This is a genomic window from Cupriavidus sp. FW216-B1 (assembly GCF_058789195.1).
In genome coordinates, this window is sequence record NZ_JBYTEL010000032.1 from 14,827 (window position 1) to 31,614 (window position 16,788).

The 16,788-nt window shown below is 69.7% G+C and carries 17 protein-coding genes; 11 read left to right on the forward strand and 6 right to left on the reverse strand.

Going from position 1 to position 16,788, the window contains the following annotated elements; genetic code table 11:
* Positions 1–96 precede the first annotated feature (96 nt).
* The 4 genes from AC3WXD_RS33030 to AC3WXD_RS33045 all read left to right on the forward strand — a co-directional run bounded on the left by AC3WXD_RS33030 (position 97) and on the right by AC3WXD_RS33045 (position 4,011).
* Positions 97–1,377: a glutamate-5-semialdehyde dehydrogenase gene (locus AC3WXD_RS33030; RefSeq protein WP_020206660.1), complete on the forward strand. Its 1,281-nt coding sequence runs from the start codon at positions 97–99 to the stop codon at positions 1,375–1,377.
* An 80-nt stretch (positions 1,378–1,457) separates the two neighbouring features.
* Entirely contained in the window at positions 1,458–1,880 is a 423-nt protein-coding gene (locus AC3WXD_RS33035; RefSeq protein ID WP_020206661.1) for a CopD family protein, read from the forward strand.
* A 133-nt stretch (positions 1,881–2,013) separates the two neighbouring features.
* A complete protein-coding gene (locus tag AC3WXD_RS33040) occupies positions 2,014–2,619 on the forward strand; it encodes a 2-hydroxychromene-2-carboxylate isomerase (RefSeq protein ID WP_454732493.1) in 606 nt (201 codons plus the stop codon).
* 81 nt (positions 2,620–2,700) lie between these two features.
* Complete coding sequence (locus tag AC3WXD_RS33045; protein WP_020206663.1) at positions 2,701–4,011, forward strand: THUMP domain-containing class I SAM-dependent RNA methyltransferase; 1,311 nt, start codon at positions 2,701–2,703, stop codon at positions 4,009–4,011.
* Positions 4,012–4,081: 70 nt separating this feature from the next.
* On the opposite strand, the gene AC3WXD_RS33050 is transcribed toward AC3WXD_RS33045, so the two are convergent.
* The 5 genes from AC3WXD_RS33050 to AC3WXD_RS33070 all read right to left on the reverse strand — a co-directional run bounded on the left by AC3WXD_RS33050 (position 4,082) and on the right by AC3WXD_RS33070 (position 9,027).
* Positions 4,082–5,119: a response regulator gene (locus tag AC3WXD_RS33050; protein ID WP_020206664.1), complete on the reverse strand. Its 1,038-nt coding sequence runs from the start codon at positions 5,117–5,119 to the stop codon at positions 4,082–4,084.
* 315 nt (positions 5,120–5,434) lie between these two features.
* Complete coding sequence (locus AC3WXD_RS33055) at positions 5,435–6,895, reverse strand: NAD(P)(+) transhydrogenase (Re/Si-specific) subunit beta (RefSeq protein ID WP_020206665.1); 1,461 nt, start codon at positions 6,893–6,895, stop codon at positions 5,435–5,437.
* Positions 6,892–7,236 (reverse strand): NAD(P) transhydrogenase subunit alpha part 2, encoded by a 345-nt coding sequence (locus tag AC3WXD_RS33060; protein ID WP_020206666.1) that lies wholly within the window; start codon positions 7,234–7,236, stop codon positions 6,892–6,894. The genes AC3WXD_RS33055 and AC3WXD_RS33060 overlap by 4 nt, the downstream gene beginning before the upstream one ends.
* 120 nt (positions 7,237–7,356) lie before the next feature.
* Positions 7,357–7,719: an aspartate 1-decarboxylase gene (panD, locus tag AC3WXD_RS33065; protein WP_020206667.1), complete on the reverse strand. Its 363-nt coding sequence runs from the start codon at positions 7,717–7,719 to the stop codon at positions 7,357–7,359.
* Between the two features lie 186 nt (positions 7,720–7,905).
* Positions 7,906–9,027: a Re/Si-specific NAD(P)(+) transhydrogenase subunit alpha gene (locus AC3WXD_RS33070; RefSeq protein ID WP_492325519.1), complete on the reverse strand. Its 1,122-nt coding sequence runs from the start codon at positions 9,025–9,027 to the stop codon at positions 7,906–7,908.
* Positions 9,028–9,521: 494 nt separating this feature from the next.
* Here AC3WXD_RS33070 and AC3WXD_RS33075 point away from each other — a divergent pair, with 494 nt between their 5' ends.
* From AC3WXD_RS33075 to mnmA, 5 genes are all read left to right on the forward strand, one after another.
* A complete protein-coding gene (locus AC3WXD_RS33075; protein WP_492325529.1) occupies positions 9,522–10,334 on the forward strand; it encodes a TorF family putative porin in 813 nt (270 codons plus the stop codon).
* Between the two features lie 122 nt (positions 10,335–10,456).
* Entirely contained in the window at positions 10,457–10,870 is a 414-nt protein-coding gene (locus tag AC3WXD_RS33080; protein ID WP_492325520.1) for a hypothetical protein, read from the forward strand.
* Positions 10,857–11,795 carry a 4-hydroxy-tetrahydrodipicolinate synthase family protein gene (locus tag AC3WXD_RS33085; RefSeq protein ID WP_454732203.1) on the forward strand — a complete coding sequence of 313 codons (939 nt, stop codon included), beginning with the start codon at positions 10,857–10,859 and terminating at the stop codon, positions 11,793–11,795. The genes AC3WXD_RS33080 and AC3WXD_RS33085 overlap by 14 nt, the downstream gene beginning before the upstream one ends.
* A 90-nt stretch (positions 11,796–11,885) precedes the next feature.
* On the forward strand, positions 11,886–12,389 hold the full coding sequence (locus AC3WXD_RS33090) for an NUDIX hydrolase (RefSeq protein ID WP_052165935.1): 504 nt from the start codon (positions 11,886–11,888) through the stop codon (positions 12,387–12,389).
* A complete protein-coding gene (gene mnmA, locus AC3WXD_RS33095; RefSeq protein WP_059413519.1) occupies positions 12,386–13,477 on the forward strand; it encodes a tRNA 2-thiouridine(34) synthase MnmA in 1,092 nt (363 codons plus the stop codon). Before AC3WXD_RS33090 ends, mnmA begins: the two co-directional genes overlap by 4 nt.
* A gap of 48 nt (positions 13,478–13,525) precedes the next feature.
* Here mnmA and AC3WXD_RS33100 read toward each other — a convergent pair whose 3' ends face one another.
* Complete coding sequence (locus AC3WXD_RS33100; RefSeq protein WP_492325521.1) at positions 13,526–14,140, reverse strand: glutathione S-transferase family protein; 615 nt, start codon at positions 14,138–14,140, stop codon at positions 13,526–13,528.
* A gap of 380 nt (positions 14,141–14,520) precedes the next feature.
* On the opposite strand from AC3WXD_RS33100, the gene purB reads away from it, so the two are divergent.
* On the forward strand, positions 14,521–15,906 hold the full coding sequence (purB, locus tag AC3WXD_RS33105; protein WP_020204132.1) for an adenylosuccinate lyase: 1,386 nt from the start codon (positions 14,521–14,523) through the stop codon (positions 15,904–15,906).
* A gap of 228 nt (positions 15,907–16,134) precedes the next feature.
* Positions 16,135–16,725, forward strand: coding sequence for a cytochrome b (locus AC3WXD_RS33110; RefSeq protein ID WP_492325522.1), 591 nt, complete (start codon positions 16,135–16,137; stop codon positions 16,723–16,725).
* Positions 16,726–16,788 lie beyond the last annotated feature (63 nt).

The window sequence follows — 16,788 nt, forward strand, 5'->3', positions numbered from 1 at the left end:
CCAGGTAGACCCGGCCCGCCGCGGGCCTGCCACGATCCTTTCACGCCACGCCGGCAAGATACACGCATTGAGGGCCGCGCTTTGCCGGCCAGGACTATGAACGAGCTCGATCTCAAGCAATACATGGAACGCGTCGGCCAGCAGGCCCGCGCCGCCTCGCGCGCGATGGCGCGCGCCTCCACCGCCGACAAGAACCGCGCGCTGCTGACCATCGCCGCGGCGATCCGCCGCGACGCCGCGCGCCTCAAGGCGGTCAACGCGCGCGACGTCGAGCGCGCCCGCGCCAACGGCCAGGACGCCGCCTTCATCGACCGCCTGACGCTGTCGGACAAGGCCATCGACGTGATGGCCGCCGGCCTCGAGCAGATCGCCGCGCTGGCCGACCCGATCGGCGAGATCAGCAACATGAAATACCGCCCGACCGGCATCCAGGTCGGCCAGATGCGCGTGCCGCTGGGCGTGATCGGCATCATCTACGAGTCGCGCCCCAACGTGACCATCGACGCGGCGGCACTGTGCTTGAAGTCCGGCAACGCCACCATCCTGCGCGGCGGCTCCGAGGCGATCGAGTCCAACACCGCGCTGGCCGCGCTGGTGGCCGAGGGCCTGGCCGCGGCCGGCCTGCCGCAGCAGGCCGTGCAGGTGATCGAGACCACCGACCGCGCCGCCGTCGGCCGGCTCGTCACCATGACCGAATACGTCGACGTGATCGTGCCGCGCGGCGGCAAGAGCCTGATCGCGCGCCTGATGGAAGAAGCGCGCGTGCCGATGATCAAGCACCTCGACGGCATCTGCCACGTCTACATCGACGACGGCGCCGATCTCGACAAGGCCGTGCGCGTCTGCGACAACGCCAAGACCCAGCGCTACGCGCCGTGCAACACGATGGAGACGCTGCTGGTCGCCGCCGGCGTCGCCGCCGCGGCGCTGCCGCCGCTGTGCCGCATCTACCAGGAAAAGGGCGTGGAGCTGCGCGTGTGCGCCGCCACCCGCGCCACGCTGGAAGCCGCCGGCTTCACCGGCCTGGTCGACGCCACCGAACAGGACTGGCGCCTGGAATACCTGGCGCCGGTGCTGGCGATCCGCACCGTGGCCGGGCTCGACGAAGCCATCGCGCACATCAATACCTACGGCTCGGCGCACACCGATTCCATCATCACCGAGAACTACACCGCCGGCATGCGCTTCCTGCGCGAGGTGGATTCGGCCAGCGTGATGATCAATGCCTCGACGCGCTTCGCCGACGGCTTCGAGTACGGCCTGGGCGCCGAGATCGGCATCTCCAACGACAAGCTCCACGCGCGCGGCCCGGTCGGGCTGGAAGGCCTGACCTCGCTCAAGTACGTGGTGTTCGGGCACGGCGAGATCCGCACCTGAGCCGGGGCGGGGCGGGGCGCCGCCACCGCGTTTGCCGCAGGCCAACCAGTCCACCAGTCCACCACCACAAAAGAAGCCAGATGCTCTGGGTCAAAGCGCTGCACATCGTCTTCGTCGTTTCCTGGTTCGCCGGCCTGTTCTACCTGCCGCGCATCTTCGTCAACCTCGCGCTCGAGACCGATCCGGCCGGGGTGCGGCGGCTGCTGCTGATGGCGCGCAAGCTGTACCGCTTCATGACCATGCTGGCGGTGCCGGCGCTGGCGTTCGGCCTGTGGCTCTATCTCGGCTACGGCATCGGGCGCGGCCCGGGGCAGGGCTGGATGCACGCCAAGCTGGCGCTGGTGCTGGTGCTGATCGGCTATCACCACGGCTGCGGCGTGCTGCTCAGGAAGTTCGAGGGCGGGCGCAACGCGCGCTCGCACACCTTCTACCGCTGGTTCAACGAGTTGCCGGTGCTGGTGCTGCTGGCGGTGGTGATCCTGGTGGTGGTCAAGCCGTTCTGAGGCCCGCGGCGGCCGCGTGGCGGCGCCAGCGCGCCGCGGCGTTTTCCCGTATCGTTTCCGGCTGGTTCCGTTTTCCCGTTTCCCCACCGTCCCAAGCGCCGTTGTCTCGCGCCACCCCCGTCCAGAGGACATGATGAGCAAGCAGGTCGACTACTATCTTTCCCCGCAATCGCCTTTCGTCTACCTAGGGCATGCACGCTTTGCCGCGCTGGCGGCGAAGCACGGCGTGCAGGTCAACCTCAAGCCCTGCGACCTGGGCAAGGTGTTCTCGGTGTCCGGCGGCCTGCCGCTGGCGCAGCGCCCGCCGCAGCGCCAGGCCTACCGGCTGGTGGAGCTGGCGCGCTGGAGCGAGTTCCTGGGCGTGCCGCTCAATCCGCACCCGACCTACTTCCCGGTCTCCGGCGACCCCGCCGCCCGGCTGATCATCGCCGTGCAGCTGGCCCAGGGCACCGCCCGCGCGATGGAGCTGGTCGGCGTGATCGGCCGCGCGCTGTGGGCCGAGCAGCGCAACATCGCCGACGCCGCCACGCTGGTCCAGCTCGCCGACGGCATCGGCCTGGACGGCGCCGCCATGCTCAAGGCCAGCGAGGCCCAGGCGGTGCAGGCGGACTACGCCCGCCACACCCAGGACGCGATCTCCGCCGGCGCCTTCGGCGCGCCGTGGTTCGTCTACGAGGGCCAGCCTTACTGGGGCCAGGACCGGCTGGACTTCCTCGAGCGCGCCTTCGCGGCCGGCTGACGCCCCGCGGCGCGGTACACTGCGCGCTATCCGACCCCGTCCGCCGCGGCGGACGTTTTTGTTTGCAGGAAACCCCAAGCCATGTCCCAAGCCTTCTTTGCCCCTTGCCCGCGCGGCCTCGAAAGCGCGCTCGCCGAAGAGCTGCGTGAAATCGCGGCCCGGCCCGGCATGGCCACGCTCGCGCCGTTCCAGGTCCATCGCGAGATGCCGGGCGGCGTCACGTTCTCGGGCGAGATGGTGGCGGCCTACGCGGTCAACCTGCATTCGCGCATCGCCAGCCGCGTGCTGATGCGCGTGGCCGCGCGCGGCTACCGCCGCGAGGACGACATCTACGACCTCGCGCGCGGCCAGCGCTGGGAACAGTGGTTCTCGCCGGACGAAACGCTGCGGGTGGACGTGACGGCACACCGCTCGCCGCTGCAGAGCCTGAATTTCATCGGCCTGCGCGTGAAGGACGGCGTCTGCGACGCCATGCGCGAGCGCCTCGGCGCGCGGCCCAGCGTGGACACCGTCAGTCCCGACGTGCGCATTTATGCGCACCTGACCGAGCATGACGTCACGCTCTACCTCGACACCTCGGGCGAGCCGCTGTTCAAGCGCGGCTGGCGCATGGAGAAGGGCGAGGCGCCGCTCAAGGAAAACCTGGCCGCCGGCATCCTGCGCCTGGCCGGCTGGGTGCCGGGCCAGACCGAGCAGCCGTTCTACGACCCGATGTGCGGCAGCGGCACCTTCCTGGTGGAAGCCACCCAGGTGGCGCTGGGCCTGGCGCCGGGCGCGGGCCGCAGCTTCGCCTTCGAATGGCTCAAGGGCGCCGACACGCGCGGCTGGCAGGCACTCAAGGCCGCCGCGCAGGCCGACGCCGACGCCGCGCGCAAGCGCGCCGCGGCCGATCCGCTGGAAATCGCCGGCAGCGACATTTCCACCGACCTGCTGTCGATGACCGAGGCCAACTGGCAGCGCGCCGGCCTGCCCGGCGAGCCGCGCCTGAAGCAGGTGGACGCGCGCTTCGCGCAGCCGCCGTTCGCCGCGCCCGGCATGCTGCTGATGAACCCGCCCTACGGCGAGCGCATCGCGGTGCGCGGCGAGCGCCGCCGCCCGCTCGACGAGGCGCCCGACGATGGCGTCGAGGACGAGGCCGCCAACCAGTTCGCCAGCGCCTTCGCCACCACGCTGAAGCAGAACTTCGCCGGCTGGCAGGTCTGGATCTTCACCGGCGACCTCGGCCTGCCGCGCCGGCTGCGCCTCAAGGAGTCGCGCCGCACGCCGCTCTACAACGGCAACATCGAGTGCCGGCTGTTCCGTTTCGACATGGTGCGCGGCGGCAATCGCGGCAATGGCGGTAGCGCCGGCAATGCCGGCAATGCCGGCAACGGCGACGCGGCGCCGGCCTGACGCCGGGCGGGAAGCAAGCGCGGAAGGAAAGGGCAGGCGGGCCGGCTCTTGGCCGCGCGCCGCCGGCCGGCTAGCGGCGGCCGGTGATGCGCTCGGGCTGGCGGCCGAAGTCCTGCAGGAAGTCGTGGAAGCTGACGATGGGCTCCTGCAGCAGGTGGCGCGGCAGGTCGAACAGCGCGTAGAAATAATCCTCGCGGCCCGCGCAGTGCTCGGCGGGCAGGCAGTATTGCTCCCAGTCGACGCAGGCCGGCGTGTACATGCCGTTGCCGGGCCAGAAGAAGGGCACGATGCGGCCCTCGCGCAGGCCCTCGATCAGCGCCGCCGGCGCATCGTAGGCCTCGGCGGACTCCACCTGGCTCATCAGCCCGGCGCGCGTCTCGATCACCATCAGCGTGGCGTGGCCCTGCGCGGTCAGCATCAGGATGCCGGCCGGGTTGGGGAACAGGTAATACTCGACGAAGCCGTAGCGCGCGGTGATCTGGCGCACCCGGTCGCAGATCACCGGGTCCGACAGGAAGGAAAATGAGTGGCGCGTGAGCAGCTCGCGCAGCGTGCGCGACAGCGTGGTGAAGTACTGCTGCTGGAGCGCGTCGATCTCCTGGTCCAGCCGCTCCACCATGTTGCTGTCGTGCTTCTTGACGTAGCGGTCGATCAGGCCGTGGTTGAAGCCCTGCACGGCGATGCCCTCGTCGGCGGTGCCGGTCAGCAGGATGGTCTTGCACGGCAGGTCCTGCAGCGCCTGGCAGAATTCCAGCCCGTTCATCTGCGGCATCGAATAGTCCACCACGATCACGCCCGGCTGCACATAGCGGTTGATGTCGTGGATCTGCCGGTAGATGCGGTCGATGTCGAGCTGCACCGTGCGCCGCTCGGTCAGGAAGGTCAGGTCGTCGTGCGTCACGCGCACCGGCAGGAAGCCGGTGAAGCGCGTGTAGGTGTCGCGCACCCATTGCAGCGCCTCGCGCGGGTCGGTGAACGTCACCACCGGGCGCGCCGGGTCCATCTGGAACGCCAGGCTGTCGATGAATGATTTGCTGTCGTCGACGAGCACCGTCAGGATCGGGTGATGGAAGACCGACAGATTCCTGTCCTGGGGGTTGAATGTCATGTTGCGTTCGGCTTGGGCGTCTCTCGGACACCTCGGACGGGTGGATCGGCGTGGCCGGGACCGATGCGGCAGAGCGCTGGCGGCGGATCGGAGTCGGGGCGGGTCCGCCGCGCCGGCCGCACGCGGCACGGGTCGGACCGGTCCGCGGGCACACCGTGGCCGAAGACCGGAACCAGTATAGCGCGCCCGCGCCCCCGCGCAACCGGCGCGCGGCGGGGTCGAAGTAGGGGGTGGCCAGGCCCCGGAGCGGGGCCCGGCAATGGCGGCGGACACGGGAATACGGGCGCGCCCCGCGCCGGCCGCCCCGCGGCGCGCCTAGTCGATGGCCTTGCCCATGTCCTCGACCACCTTCTTGGCGTCGCCGAACACCATCATGGTCTTGTCCATGTAGAACAGCTCGTTGTCCAGCCCGGCATAACCGGCCGCCATCGAGCGCTTGTTCACGATGATGGTCTTGGCCTTGTAGGCCTCCAGGATCGGCATGCCGGCGATCGGCGAGCCGGGGTCGGTCTTGGCGGCCGGGTTGACCACGTCGTTGGCGCCCAGCACCAGCACCACGTCGGCCTGGCCGAACTCGCTGTTGATGTCCTCCATCTCGAAGACCTGATCGTAGGGCACCTCGGCCTCGGCCAGCAGCACGTTCATGTGGCCCGGCATGCGGCCGGCCACCGGGTGGATGGCGTATTTCACCGTCACGCCCTTCTCGGTCAGCTTCTCGGTCAGTTCCTTGAGCGCGTGCTGCGCGCGCGCCACCGCCAGGCCGTAGCCGGGCACGATGATCACGGTCTCGGCATTGCCCATCAGGAAGGCCGCGTCGTCGGCCGAGCCGGACTTGACGTTGCGCTGCTGCTGCGCGCCCGCCGCGCTGCTCGCGGCCGCGCCGCCGAAGCCGCCCAGCAGCACGTTGAAGAACGAGCGGTTCATGGCGCGGCACATGATGTACGAGAGGATCGCGCCGCTCGAGCCCACCAGCGAGCCGGCGATGATCAGCATCGGGTTGTTCAGCGAGAAGCCGATGCCCGCCGCCGCCCAGCCCGAGTACGAGTTCAGCATCGACACCACCACCGGCATGTCGGCGCCGCCGATCGGGATGATGATGAGCACGCCCAGCACGAAGGCGAGCGCCAGCATCACCAGGAACGGCAGCCAGCTCTGCGACAGGAAGAAGATCACGCCGAAGCCGATCATCGCCACCGCCAGCAGCAGGTTCAGCCAGTGCTGGCCGGCGAACGACACCGGCGCGCCCTGGAACAGGCGGAACTTGTAGCGCCCGGCCAGCTTGCCGAACGCGATCACCGAGCCGGAGAACGTGATGGCGCCGACGAAGCAGCCGATGAACAGCTCGATGCGGTTGCCCAGCGGGATCTCGTGCGAGCCGGCCGGCGTGATGCCGAAGGCGGCCGGCTCGGCCACCGCCGCCACCGCGATGAACACCGCCGCGAGGCCGATCAGCGAGTGCATCGCCGCGACCAGCTCGGGCATCTTGGTCATCTCGACCTTCCTGGCCACGTAGGCGCCGATGCCGCCGCCCACCACCAGCGCGCCGAGGATCAGCGCCAGCCCTTCGCCCACCGGCGACTGGCCCGCGCCGAGCGCGAGGAATTCGTTCTTGAGCTTGACGATGAGCGCCAGCGTGGTCAGCGCCGCGATCAGCATGCCGGCCATGCCGAAGGCATTGCCGCGGCGCGCGCTGCTCGGGTGCGACAGGCCCTTGAGCGCCTGGATGAAGCACACCGAGGCGACCAGGTAGAGCAGGGTGACGAGGTTCATGCTCATTTGCCGTGCTCCTTGTCCGCGCCGCCGTCCTTCGCGCCGTTCTTCGCCCTGGGTTCCTTCTTCTTGAACATCTCCAGCATGCGCTGGGTCACCAGGAAGCCCCCGAACACGTTGACCGCGGCCAGCGCCACCGCCAGCGTGCCCATGGTGCGGCCGACCAGGCCCTCGGTCAGGCCGGCGGCCAGCATGGCGCCGACGATGATGATGGCCGAGATCGCGTTGGTCACGGCCATCAGCGGGGTGTGCAGGGCCGGCGTCACCGTCCAGACCACGTGGTAGCCCACGTAGATCGCCAGCACGAAGATGATCAGGTTGATCACCGTGTGGTTCACCATTTCCATCGTCTTCTCCTCCGTTGCCTGAATGCCTTGCCTGCCTGCGATGCCGCGCGCGCGGTTGTCCGCGTTCTCGTGCGCGGCCCGGCGCGGCGCCCGGCTGGCTCGCCGGGCGCCGCGTGCCGCCTACACCTTCTTGATTTCCTTGATGCCGTTGTGGTCGTCCACCAGGATGACCTTCGGCTTGTAGGTGGCGATTTCCTCGTCGCTCATCGGCGCGTAGGTGCAGATGATCAGGTGGTCGCCCAGGTGCGCGCGCCGCGCGGCCGCGCCGTTGAGCGAGATCTCGCCGGTGCCGCGCGCGCCCTTGATGATGTAGGTGGAGAAACGCTCGCCGTTGTTGACGTTGTACAGCTCGATCTTCTCGAACTCCTTCATGTCGGCCGCGTCGAGCAGGTCCTCGTCGATGCCGCACGAGCCCTCGTAGTGGAGATCCGCCTGTGTCACGGTGACACGATGGAGCTTGGCGCGGAGCATGATGCGTTGCATGGGTGATACGTCCTTGGTTTGTTGCCGTGTGAGCCCGCGGGCAAGCCCGGCGGGCCGCTGGGAAAGGTCCCGGCGCGCGTGTGCGCCGGCTGTGCCGGCGGATGCCGCGGCGGCGCGAAGGCGCCCGGCCGCAACCGCCTGGCGCCATTCTAAGGCGCGCGGGCCGCGGCGGGCCCGCGCGCGCCTTCAGCTGGCGCCGCGGATCACCTGGCCGTCCTTGCACATCAGGCAGGCCGCCACGATGTCGTCTTCCAGGTTCAGCACGAACTGGCCGTCCTTGTCGATGACGAGCTTGAGGAAGTCGAGCACGTTGCGCGCGTAGAGCGCCGAGGCGTCGGCCGCCACCATGCTGGCCAGGTTGGTGTGGCCGACCAGCGTGACGCCGTGGCGCTCCACCACTTCGTCGGCCACCGTGAGCGGGCAGTTGCCGCCCTGCGCCGCGGCCAGGTCGACCACCACCGAGCCCGGCTTCATGGCCTGCACGGTCTCTTCCCTGAGCAGCACCGGCGCCTGGCGGCCCGGGATCAGCGCGGTGGTGATGACGATGTCGGCCTGCCTGGCGCGCTCGTGCACCAGCTCGGCCTGGCGGCGCATCCAGTCCGGCGGCATGGGCCGCGCGTAGCCGCCCACGCCCTGCGCGATCTCGCGCTCCTCGTCGGTGACGAACGGCACGTCGAGGAATTTGGCGCCCAGCGATTCGATCTGCTCCTTCACCGCGGGCCGCACGTCGGAGGCCTCGATCACGGCGCCGAGCCGCCTGGCGGTGGCGATGGCCTGCAGCCCGGCCACGCCCGCGCCGAGGATCAGCACGCGCGCGGCCTTGACGGTGCCGGCGGCGGTCATCAGCATCGGCATGAAGCGCTGGTAGTGATAGGCGGCGACCAGCACGGCCTTGTAGCCGGCGATATTGGCCTGCGAGGACAGCACGTCCATGCTCTGCGCGCGCGTGGTGCGCGGCGCGGCTTCGAGCGCGAAGGCGGTGAGCGTGGCGCGCGCCATGCGCGCGTTGTTGTCGGCATCGAACGGGTTGAGCATGCCGACCAGCGCGGCGCCCGGCGTCATCAGCGCGAGCTCGGCATCGTCCGGCGCGCGCACCTTGAGCACCAGTTGCGCGCCCAGCGCCTGGGCGGCGGTGCCGATGGTGGCGCCGGCCGCCTCGTAGGCCGCGTCGGGCTGGCTGGCGCGCACGCCGGCGCCCGACTGCACGATGACCTGATGGCCCTGCGCGACGTACTTCTTGACCGTCTCGGGGGTGGCGGCGACGCGGGTCTCACCTGCCCGCGTCTCCTGCGGGATGCCGATGTGCATCGTCAATTTCTCCTTTTGATGGCGTCTTCGAGGCGCTGTCAAAATGATCCTGGCGATGCGGCGCGGCAAGGCGGTGCGCCCGACCAGAACCGCTTCGCTTCATTCTGACAATGCCGCTGCTCTGCTTTGTGGGCGGACGTCCCGGACCCTGTGCCGGGTCCTCGTATTTCTGCGCCGCGTGCTCGCGCCGCATGTCTGCGCCGCGGTTCGTGCCGCATGTTCGCACCGCGATTCGCACACGCGGCCGGAGCCGGGCCCGGCGCACAATTTTTCCGCAGCTTACAGGAAACTGACGATCAATGGTGACTGGCCGTTCGGCTTTTGCGCAACAGGGCCGCGGCCGCGTCTTTATGCGCCCGCTCGGCGCGCCGCCGCTTTCTTGACACCGATTTGAGATGCGCTCCCGTACTGTGGCGCTCGCCGTGCGGCCGGTGCCGCGCGGCAGCGCCGACGGCGCTTTCCCGTCGATGTCCCTGTTTTCCGCAAGCCATCCAATGACTGTCTTTCGCTTCGCTGCTCCGCGCGCCTGCGCCGCTTTCCTGTCCGGCGCCGCGCTCCTGTTCGCCATGTCCTGCGCCCATGCCGACACCGCGCCCGACACCGCTCCCGATGCCGCCGCAGAAGCCTCGCCGCATACGTTCTCGGCCAACGTGACGCTGGCCAGCGAATACCGCTACCGCGGCCTGATGCAGACCAACCGCCGCCCGGCCATCCAGGGCGGGTTCGACTACGCGCATTCGAGCGGCTTCTACATCGGCAACTGGAACTCGAGCATCAGCTGGCTCGACGACAGCAACCCGGACGTGTCGGCGCCGATCGAGATGGATTTCTACGCCGGCTTCAAGAACACGGTGACGATCGCCGGGCTGGAGTGGAACTACGACGCCGGCGTGCTGCAGTACTACTACCCGGGCGACTACCCGGCCGGCTTCACGAGCCCGAACACCACGGAGCTCTATGTTGGCGCCGGCTACGGCCCGGTGTTCCTGAAGTACTCGCAGTCGATGACCAACCTGTTCGGCTTCGCCGACAGCCGCTACAGCTACTACGTGGACCTGAGCGCGAACGTGCCACTGGATTTCTGGGGCCTGACGGCCAACGCGCACGTCGGCTACCAGGGCGTGAAGCACGTCGACAACGCCTCGTACACGGACTGGAAGCTGGGCCTGACCAAGGACCTGGGCAAGGGCTTCGCGCTGGCGGTCGCGTATATCGACACCAATGCGCGCCGCTCGGTCTACACCAATGCGCCGGGCCGCTACATCGGGCGCGCGACCGCGTTCGCGTCGCTGACCAAGACCTTCTGAGCGCGGCCGTTTTGATGCCTTCTTGATGGCGCCGGCGGCAATCCTTGCATCAACTTGAGGCGGCCCTGCATAGCATGATTCCATCTACCACAGACGATCCGCCGCGCGCGGATCCCGTCCTCATGCGACAGTCGAGTCTTGCCGTGGCCTTCGTTTCCGTGCCGCGCCGCCGTGCCGGCGCCAGTGCCCGCACAGTCCGTGCCGCCCACGCCGCCCATGCCGAAGCGGCGCGCGGCGCCACGCCTTCCGCGTTGCCCACGCGGCCCGCCGCCGACACGGCGTGCGCCTGGATCCGCCTGCGCCTGGCGGTGGCGTCCAGCCAGGTCTTCGCGCTGCGCCAGTCGCTGCATGCCGCGATCGGCAAGCTGGCGCGCATCTACGTGGTCGAGGTGGACCACCGCCACGGCGAGACCACGGTGCACGTGGAAGTCGAGCGCGGCGGCCGCGACGCCGCCATGCACGCCATCATGACGGCGCTGCCGGCCGCGGAGTTCGGCGTGACCACGCCGCTGGGGCAAGACCATGCCGCGCACTGAGCCCGCGGCGCCGGCGAGCGGCCTGCGCCGGCCGGGCGGCAGCGGGCTGTGGCTGCCGATGGTGACGCCGCTCAAGGGCGGCGAGCCGGACCTGGCGTGCGCCCAGCGCCTGGCCGCGCACTACGCGGCCAGCGGCATGGACGGCCTCGTCATCCTCGGCACCACGGGCGAGGGCGGCCTGCTCTCGCCGGCGGAGCGGCTGATGTTTACCGCCGCGGTGCTGGAGGCGGTCAACGGCGCGCTGCCGGTGATGGCCGGCGTGGGCGGCGTGGATACCCGCGCGGTGTGCGCGCAGGTGCGCCAGCTCGACCGCTTCGACCTGGCCGGCTACCTGGTGCCGCCGCCGTACTACCTGCGCCCCGGCGACGACGGCATCGCCTGGCATTTCGAATGCGTGGCGCAGGCCACCTGGCGCCCGCTGATGCTCTACAACGTGCCGCGCCGCACCGGCTGCGCGCTGTCGCCGGCGCTGGTGCGGCGCCTGGCCGCCCATCCGCGCATCGTGGCGGTCAAGGAGTGCGACGCGGCCGGGCTGCGCGCGCTGGCCGGCTGCGAGGCGCTGTCGGTGTTCTGCGGCGAGGACGAGGCGATGCTCGGCCACCTGCTGGCCGGCGGCGACGGCGTGGTGCCGGCCAGCGCGCACATCCGCCCCGACCTGTTCGTGCGGCTGGCGCGGCTGGCCGAGGCGGGCCGGCACGAGGCCGCGCGCGCGCTGTTCGCGCACCTGGCGCCCTTGATCGCGCTGCTGTTCTCCGAGCCCAATCCGGGCCCGGTCAAGGCGGCGCTGGCCCTGTGCGGGCTGGCCGACGCCGAGGTGCGCCGGCCGCTGATGCCGGCCAGCCGGGCGCTGTGCGCGCGGCTCGAGCAGGTGATCGGCCTGCTGCCGTCGGCGCGGGACCTGGAAGGCACTTTGCTGCCGGCCTGAAGCGCGGCCGGGCGCGCCGGACGCGCCCGGCGCCGGTGCACGAAAGGGCGGCAACCGGTAGAATGCCGGATTGCCTAAATTTTGTGCATCATGTCACACGACTGGAAAGCCAGCGTCACCGTCGCCGCGGTCATCGAACGCGGCGGCCGTTTCCTGCTGGTGGAAGAAGAAACGCCCGCCGGCCTGCGGCTGAACCAGCCCGCCGGCCACCTCGATCCCGGCGAGAGCCTGGTGCACGCGGTCATCCGCGAAACGCTGGAAGAGACCGCGCACACCTTCGAGCCGCGCGCGCTGCTGGGCTGCTACATGGCCCGCGCCGCGTCGGCCGGCAGCGCCACGCGGCCCGGCGGCGACATCACCTACGTGCGCTTCGCCTTCACCGGCGAGCTGGGCGCGCTCGACGCCGGGCGCCAGCTCGACGTGGGCATCGTGCGCACCGTGTGGATGAGCGCGGACGAGATCCGCGCGTGCCCGGAGCGCCACCGCACGCCGCTGCTGCTGGCGTGCATCGAGGACTACCTGGCGGGCAAGCGCTTCGCGCTCGACGCGCTCTACACCCATGTCTCGGTGCAGGGCGGCGGGAGCCTGGCATGAGCGGCGGCACAAGCGGCAAGCGCGTGGTGGTCGGCATGTCGGGCGGGGTGGATTCCTCCGTGACCGCGTGGCTGCTCAAGCAGCAGGGCTACGAGGTGATCGGCCTGTTCATGAAGAACTGGGAGGACGACGACGACGGCGAATACTGCTCGACCCGGCAGGACTGGCTCGACGTGGTCTCGGTGGCCGACCTGATCGGCGTGGACGTGGAGGCGGTCAACTTCGCCGCCGAGTACAAGGACCGCGTGTTCGCCGATTTCCTGCGCGAGTATTCGGCCGGCCGCACCCCCAATCCCGACGTGCTGTGCAACGCCGAGATCAAGTTCAAGGCCTTCCTCGACCATGCCATGTCGCTGGGCGCGGACACCATCGCCACCGGCCACTATGCGCGCGTGCGGCAGGCGCAGAGCGGCCGCTTCGAGCTGCTCAAGGCGTTCGACCACACCAAGGACCAGAGCTACTTCCTGCACCGGCTGAACCAGGCGCAGCTGTCGCGCACGCTGTTCCCGCTCGGCGAGATGCCCAAGACGCGCGTGCGCGAGATCGCCGCCGAGATCGGCCTGCCCAACGCGAAGAAGAAGGATTCCACCGGCATCTGCTTCATCGGCGAGCGGCCGTTCCGCGATTTCCTCAACCGCTACCTGCCGACCAGCCCGGGGCCGATGAAGACGCCCGACGGCAGGGAAGTCGGCCAGCACATCGGCCTGGCGTTCTACACGCTGGGCCAGCGCAAGGGCATCGGCCTGGGCGGCAGCCGCGAAGGCAGCGGCGACGCCTGGTACGTGGCGCGCAAGGACATGGCGAGCAATACGCTGTACGTGGTGCAGGGCCACGACCATCCGTGGCTGCTGACGCCGGTGCTCGACGCCGCCGACCTGTCGTGGGTGGCGGGCGAGGGCCCGGCGGCGGGCACGGCGCTGTCGGCCAAGACGCGCTACCGGCAGAGCGACGCGCCCTGCGTGGTGGCCGCGCTGGCCGGCGACGCGCTGCGGCTGGCGTTCGCCGAGCCGCAGTGGGCGGTGACGCCGGGCCAGTCGGCCGTGCTGTACCAGGGCGATGTCTGCCTGGGCGGCGGCATCATCCGGTAGCGCGGCGCGCGGCCCGGGGCGCCGTGCATGCCCCGGCGGCTCGCGCGCCTAGGCGCGCGGCGGTTCGGTGTCGATGAACGACTGGCGCTTGGCCAGCTTGTCCTGGTAGGCCGCCAGGCGCGGGTGGCGCTCGCGCCAGGGGATGTCCGCGAAGCGGAAGTCCAGGTACGACAGCGCGCAGCCCACCGCCACGTCGGCCAGCGAGTAGTGGTTGTCGCAGCACCACGGGCGGTCGGCCAGGCCGTCGGCGATGGCCGTCACCGCCGAGTCGATCTTGCCGAGCTGGCGCTTGACCCAGCGCTCGCTGCGCTGGGCGGGCTCGCGCTGGGTGTGCTCCAGGCGCGCCAGCAGCGCGGCGTCGAGCAGGCCGTCGGCGAGCGCTTCCCAGCAGCGCACTTCCACGCGCTCGCGGGCGCCCTGCGGGATCAGCCGGCTGACCGGCGTGAGCGTGTCGACGTACTCGACGATCACGCGCGAGTCGAAGATCGCGCCGCCGTCTTCCATCACCAGGCACGGCACCTTGCCGAGCGGGTTGAACTGGCTGATGGTGGTGTCGGGCGACCACACATCCACTTCCACCATCTGGTAGTCGATCTTCTTTTCCGCCATCACCACGCGCACCTTGCGCGCGTAAGGACTGGTCTGCGATGCATACAGCTTCATGGACTCCCCTCGAGCTTGTTATGAAGTGCATCGGCGCTCTCTGGCACGACGGGCCGCGCGCGGGGGCGTCCGGCCGGCATGCCCGATGCACTTCATAACAGGCTAGTGGATTGGCGAGCGGGAGTATACCCGTGCCACGTGCCCGGCACGTGGCGGCGGCACGCCAACGCCGCGCCGGTGTCGTGGTGCCGATACGCGCGGGCGCGCCATGCCCGCGGCGGCGGCCACAGAACGGCTGCCACGATGGTAAAATGCCCGCTTTCCACCGCGCCGCCGGTCGGTTGGCGCGCCTGATTGGTCTCTTTCGATCTGTTGACGGGCGCTCTCGACGCCAGATCGCGGCAGGCCGCCGTCCTTTCCCTTCCTTCCGGTCTTCCAGCATGTCCACGTCCTCGCTCTCTCCGCTCACCGCCCTGTCTCCCATCGACGGCCGCTATGCCTCCAAGGCCGACGCGCTGCGCGAGTGGCTCTCGGAAGCCGCCTTCATGCGCAACCGCGTCAAGGTGGAGGTGCACTGGCTGATCGCGCTGTCGCAGGCCGGCCTGCCCGACATGCCGAAGTTCTCGCCGGCGTCCGAGGCCGCGCTGCTGGCGCTGGTGGACAACTTCACCGAGGCGCACGCCGCGCGCATCAAGGAAATCGAGGCCGTCACCAACCATGACGTCAAGGCCGTCGAGTACTGGCTCAAGGAGCAGGTCAAGGGCAACGCCGAGCTGGAAGCCGCCAGCGAGTTCATCCACTTCGCCTGCACCTCGGAAGACATCAACAACACCTCGCACGGCATGATGCTCAAGGGCGCGCGCGACGTGGTGGTGGTGCCGGCGCTGCAGCGCGTGCACGCGCGCCTGGTGGAGCTGGCGCGCGCCAACGCGCGCCAGCCGATGCTGTCGCGCACGCACGGCCAGCCGGCCAGCCCGACCACGCTGGGCAAGGAAATGGCCAACGTGGCGGCGCGCCTGGGCCGCGCCATCGAGCGCATCCAGCGCGTGGAGCTGCTGGGCAAGATGAACGGCGCGGTGGGCAACTACAACGCGCACCTGTCGGCCTACCCGTCGTTCGACTGGGAGGCGTTCTCGAAGCAGGTGATCGAGTCGCGCCTGGGCCTGACCTTCAACCCGTACACCATCCAGATCGAGCCGCACGACTACATGGCCGAGCTGTTCGACGCCATCGCGCGCGCCAACACCATCCTGATCGACCTGAACCGCGACGTGTGGGGCTACATCTCGGTGGGCTACTTCAAGCAGAAGACCAAGGCCGGCGAGATCGGCTCGTCGACCATGCCGCACAAGGTCAACCCGATCGACTTCGAGAACTCGGAGGGCAACCTGGGCCTGGGCAACGCGGTGCTGCGCCACCTGTCGGAGAAGCTGCCGCTGTCGCGCTGGCAGCGCGACCTGACCGACTCCACCGTGCTGCGCAACATGGGCGTGGCGCTGGGCTACAGCCTGCTGGCCTACGAGGCCTGCCTGCGCGGCCTGGGCAAGCTCGAAACCAACCCCGAGCGCCTGCACGAAGACCTCGACAACTGCTGGGAAGTGCTGGCCGAGCCGGTGCAGACCGTGATGCGCCGCTTCGGCGTGCCCAATCCGTACGAACAGCTCAAGGAGCTCACGCGCGGCAAGGGCATCTCGCGCGAGGCGCTGCGGACCTTCATCGGCGGCCTGGCGATTCCCGACGACGCCAAGCAGTTGCTGCTGGAAATGACCCCGGCCAGCTACATCGGGCGCGCCATCAGCCTGGCCGAGTCGGTTTCGGCTTCCTGACGCGGCCCGGTGCCACGAAAAACCACCCCGCGGGGTGGTTTTTTTTCGTCCGGCGGCGGGCGCGGCGGAATGTCACTTCAAATGGTTTGAATGAATCCATGAATTTCAGACCATTCGCTGGGCTGCCCGCCGCACAATAATGCGAGAATTCAACGGCGGGCGGCCCGTCCGCCGCCGTTGTCTTTTTGCAGAAGTCGATGAAACGCCCGTCACGGGCAGGGGTCTCCCATGCATTCGCAAGTCAAGACCGGCGCGCGCGCCGGGGCTGCCTCGCCACAATCGTCCGCCGCCGGCTACGGCGCGACCGCGATCGGCCTGCACTGGATCATCGCGCTGATGATCTTCGCCGCCTTCGCGCTCGGCCTCTACATGACCGGCATTCCGGGCCTGTCGATGCTCAAGCTCAAGCTGTTCTCGTGGCACAAGTGGCTGGGCGTGACGGTGTTCGCCGTCGCCGTGCTGCGCGTGCTGTGGCGCGCCACTCACCGCGCGCCGGCGCCGGCCGCCGGCACGCCGGCCTGGCAGGCCGCCGCCGCGCACGGCGCCCACATGCTGCTGTACATGCTGATCCTGGTGGTGCCCGTGACCGGCTACCTGTATAGCTGCGCCGCCGGCGTGCCGGTGGTCTACCTGGGCATCGTGCCGCTGCCGTCGCTGATCGGGCCGGACGACGCGCTCAAGGAGATCCTCAAGCAGACGCACATCTGGCTGAACTACCTGATGGCCGCCATCGTCGTAATCCATGCGGCCGCGGCGATCAAGCACCAGTTCATCGAGCGCGACGGCACGCTGGCCCGCATGCTGCCGTTCCTGAAGTAATCCGCAACCGCCGGAATCAGCGGAATATCCGACCCCGAGGGCGCAGGCCCTCTCAGCGACAGG

Bases quoted from the DNA above. Each gene is read 5' to 3' on its own strand.
- mnmA (WP_059413519.1), top strand. From the start codon at position 12,386: ATGAGCGGCGGCACAAGCGGCAAGCGCGTGGTGGTCGGCATGTCGGGC.
- AC3WXD_RS33080 (WP_492325520.1), top strand. From the start codon at position 10,457: ATGCGACAGTCGAGTCTTGCCGTGGCCTTCGTTTCCGTGCCGCGCCGC.
- panD (WP_020206667.1), bottom strand. From the start codon at position 7,719: ATGCAACGCATCATGCTCCGCGCCAAGCTCCATCGTGTCACCGTGACA.
- purB (WP_020204132.1), top strand. From the start codon at position 14,521: ATGTCCACGTCCTCGCTCTCTCCGCTCACCGCCCTGTCTCCCATCGAC.
- AC3WXD_RS33035 (WP_020206661.1), top strand. From the start codon at position 1,458: ATGCTCTGGGTCAAAGCGCTGCACATCGTCTTCGTCGTTTCCTGGTTC.
- AC3WXD_RS33045 (WP_020206663.1), top strand. From the start codon at position 2,701: ATGTCCCAAGCCTTCTTTGCCCCTTGCCCGCGCGGCCTCGAAAGCGCG.
- AC3WXD_RS33040 (WP_454732493.1), top strand. From the start codon at position 2,014: ATGAGCAAGCAGGTCGACTACTATCTTTCCCCGCAATCGCCTTTCGTC.
- AC3WXD_RS33030 (WP_020206660.1), top strand. From the start codon at position 97: ATGAACGAGCTCGATCTCAAGCAATACATGGAACGCGTCGGCCAGCAG.
- AC3WXD_RS33075 (WP_492325529.1), top strand. From the start codon at position 9,522: ATGACTGTCTTTCGCTTCGCTGCTCCGCGCGCCTGCGCCGCTTTCCTG.
- AC3WXD_RS33110 (WP_492325522.1), top strand. From the start codon at position 16,135: ATGCATTCGCAAGTCAAGACCGGCGCGCGCGCCGGGGCTGCCTCGCCA.
- AC3WXD_RS33060 (WP_020206666.1), bottom strand. From the start codon at position 7,236: ATGGAAATGGTGAACCACACGGTGATCAACCTGATCATCTTCGTGCTG.
- AC3WXD_RS33100 (WP_492325521.1), bottom strand. From the start codon at position 14,140: ATGAAGCTGTATGCATCGCAGACCAGTCCTTACGCGCGCAAGGTGCGC.
- AC3WXD_RS33090 (WP_052165935.1), top strand. From the start codon at position 11,886: ATGTCACACGACTGGAAAGCCAGCGTCACCGTCGCCGCGGTCATCGAA.
- AC3WXD_RS33070 (WP_492325519.1), bottom strand. From the start codon at position 9,027: ATGCACATCGGCATCCCGCAGGAGACGCGGGCAGGTGAGACCCGCGTC.
- AC3WXD_RS33050 (WP_020206664.1), bottom strand. From the start codon at position 5,119: ATGACATTCAACCCCCAGGACAGGAATCTGTCGGTCTTCCATCACCCG.
- AC3WXD_RS33055 (WP_020206665.1), bottom strand. From the start codon at position 6,895: ATGAGCATGAACCTCGTCACCCTGCTCTACCTGGTCGCCTCGGTGTGC.
- AC3WXD_RS33085 (WP_454732203.1), top strand. From the start codon at position 10,857: ATGCCGCGCACTGAGCCCGCGGCGCCGGCGAGCGGCCTGCGCCGGCCG.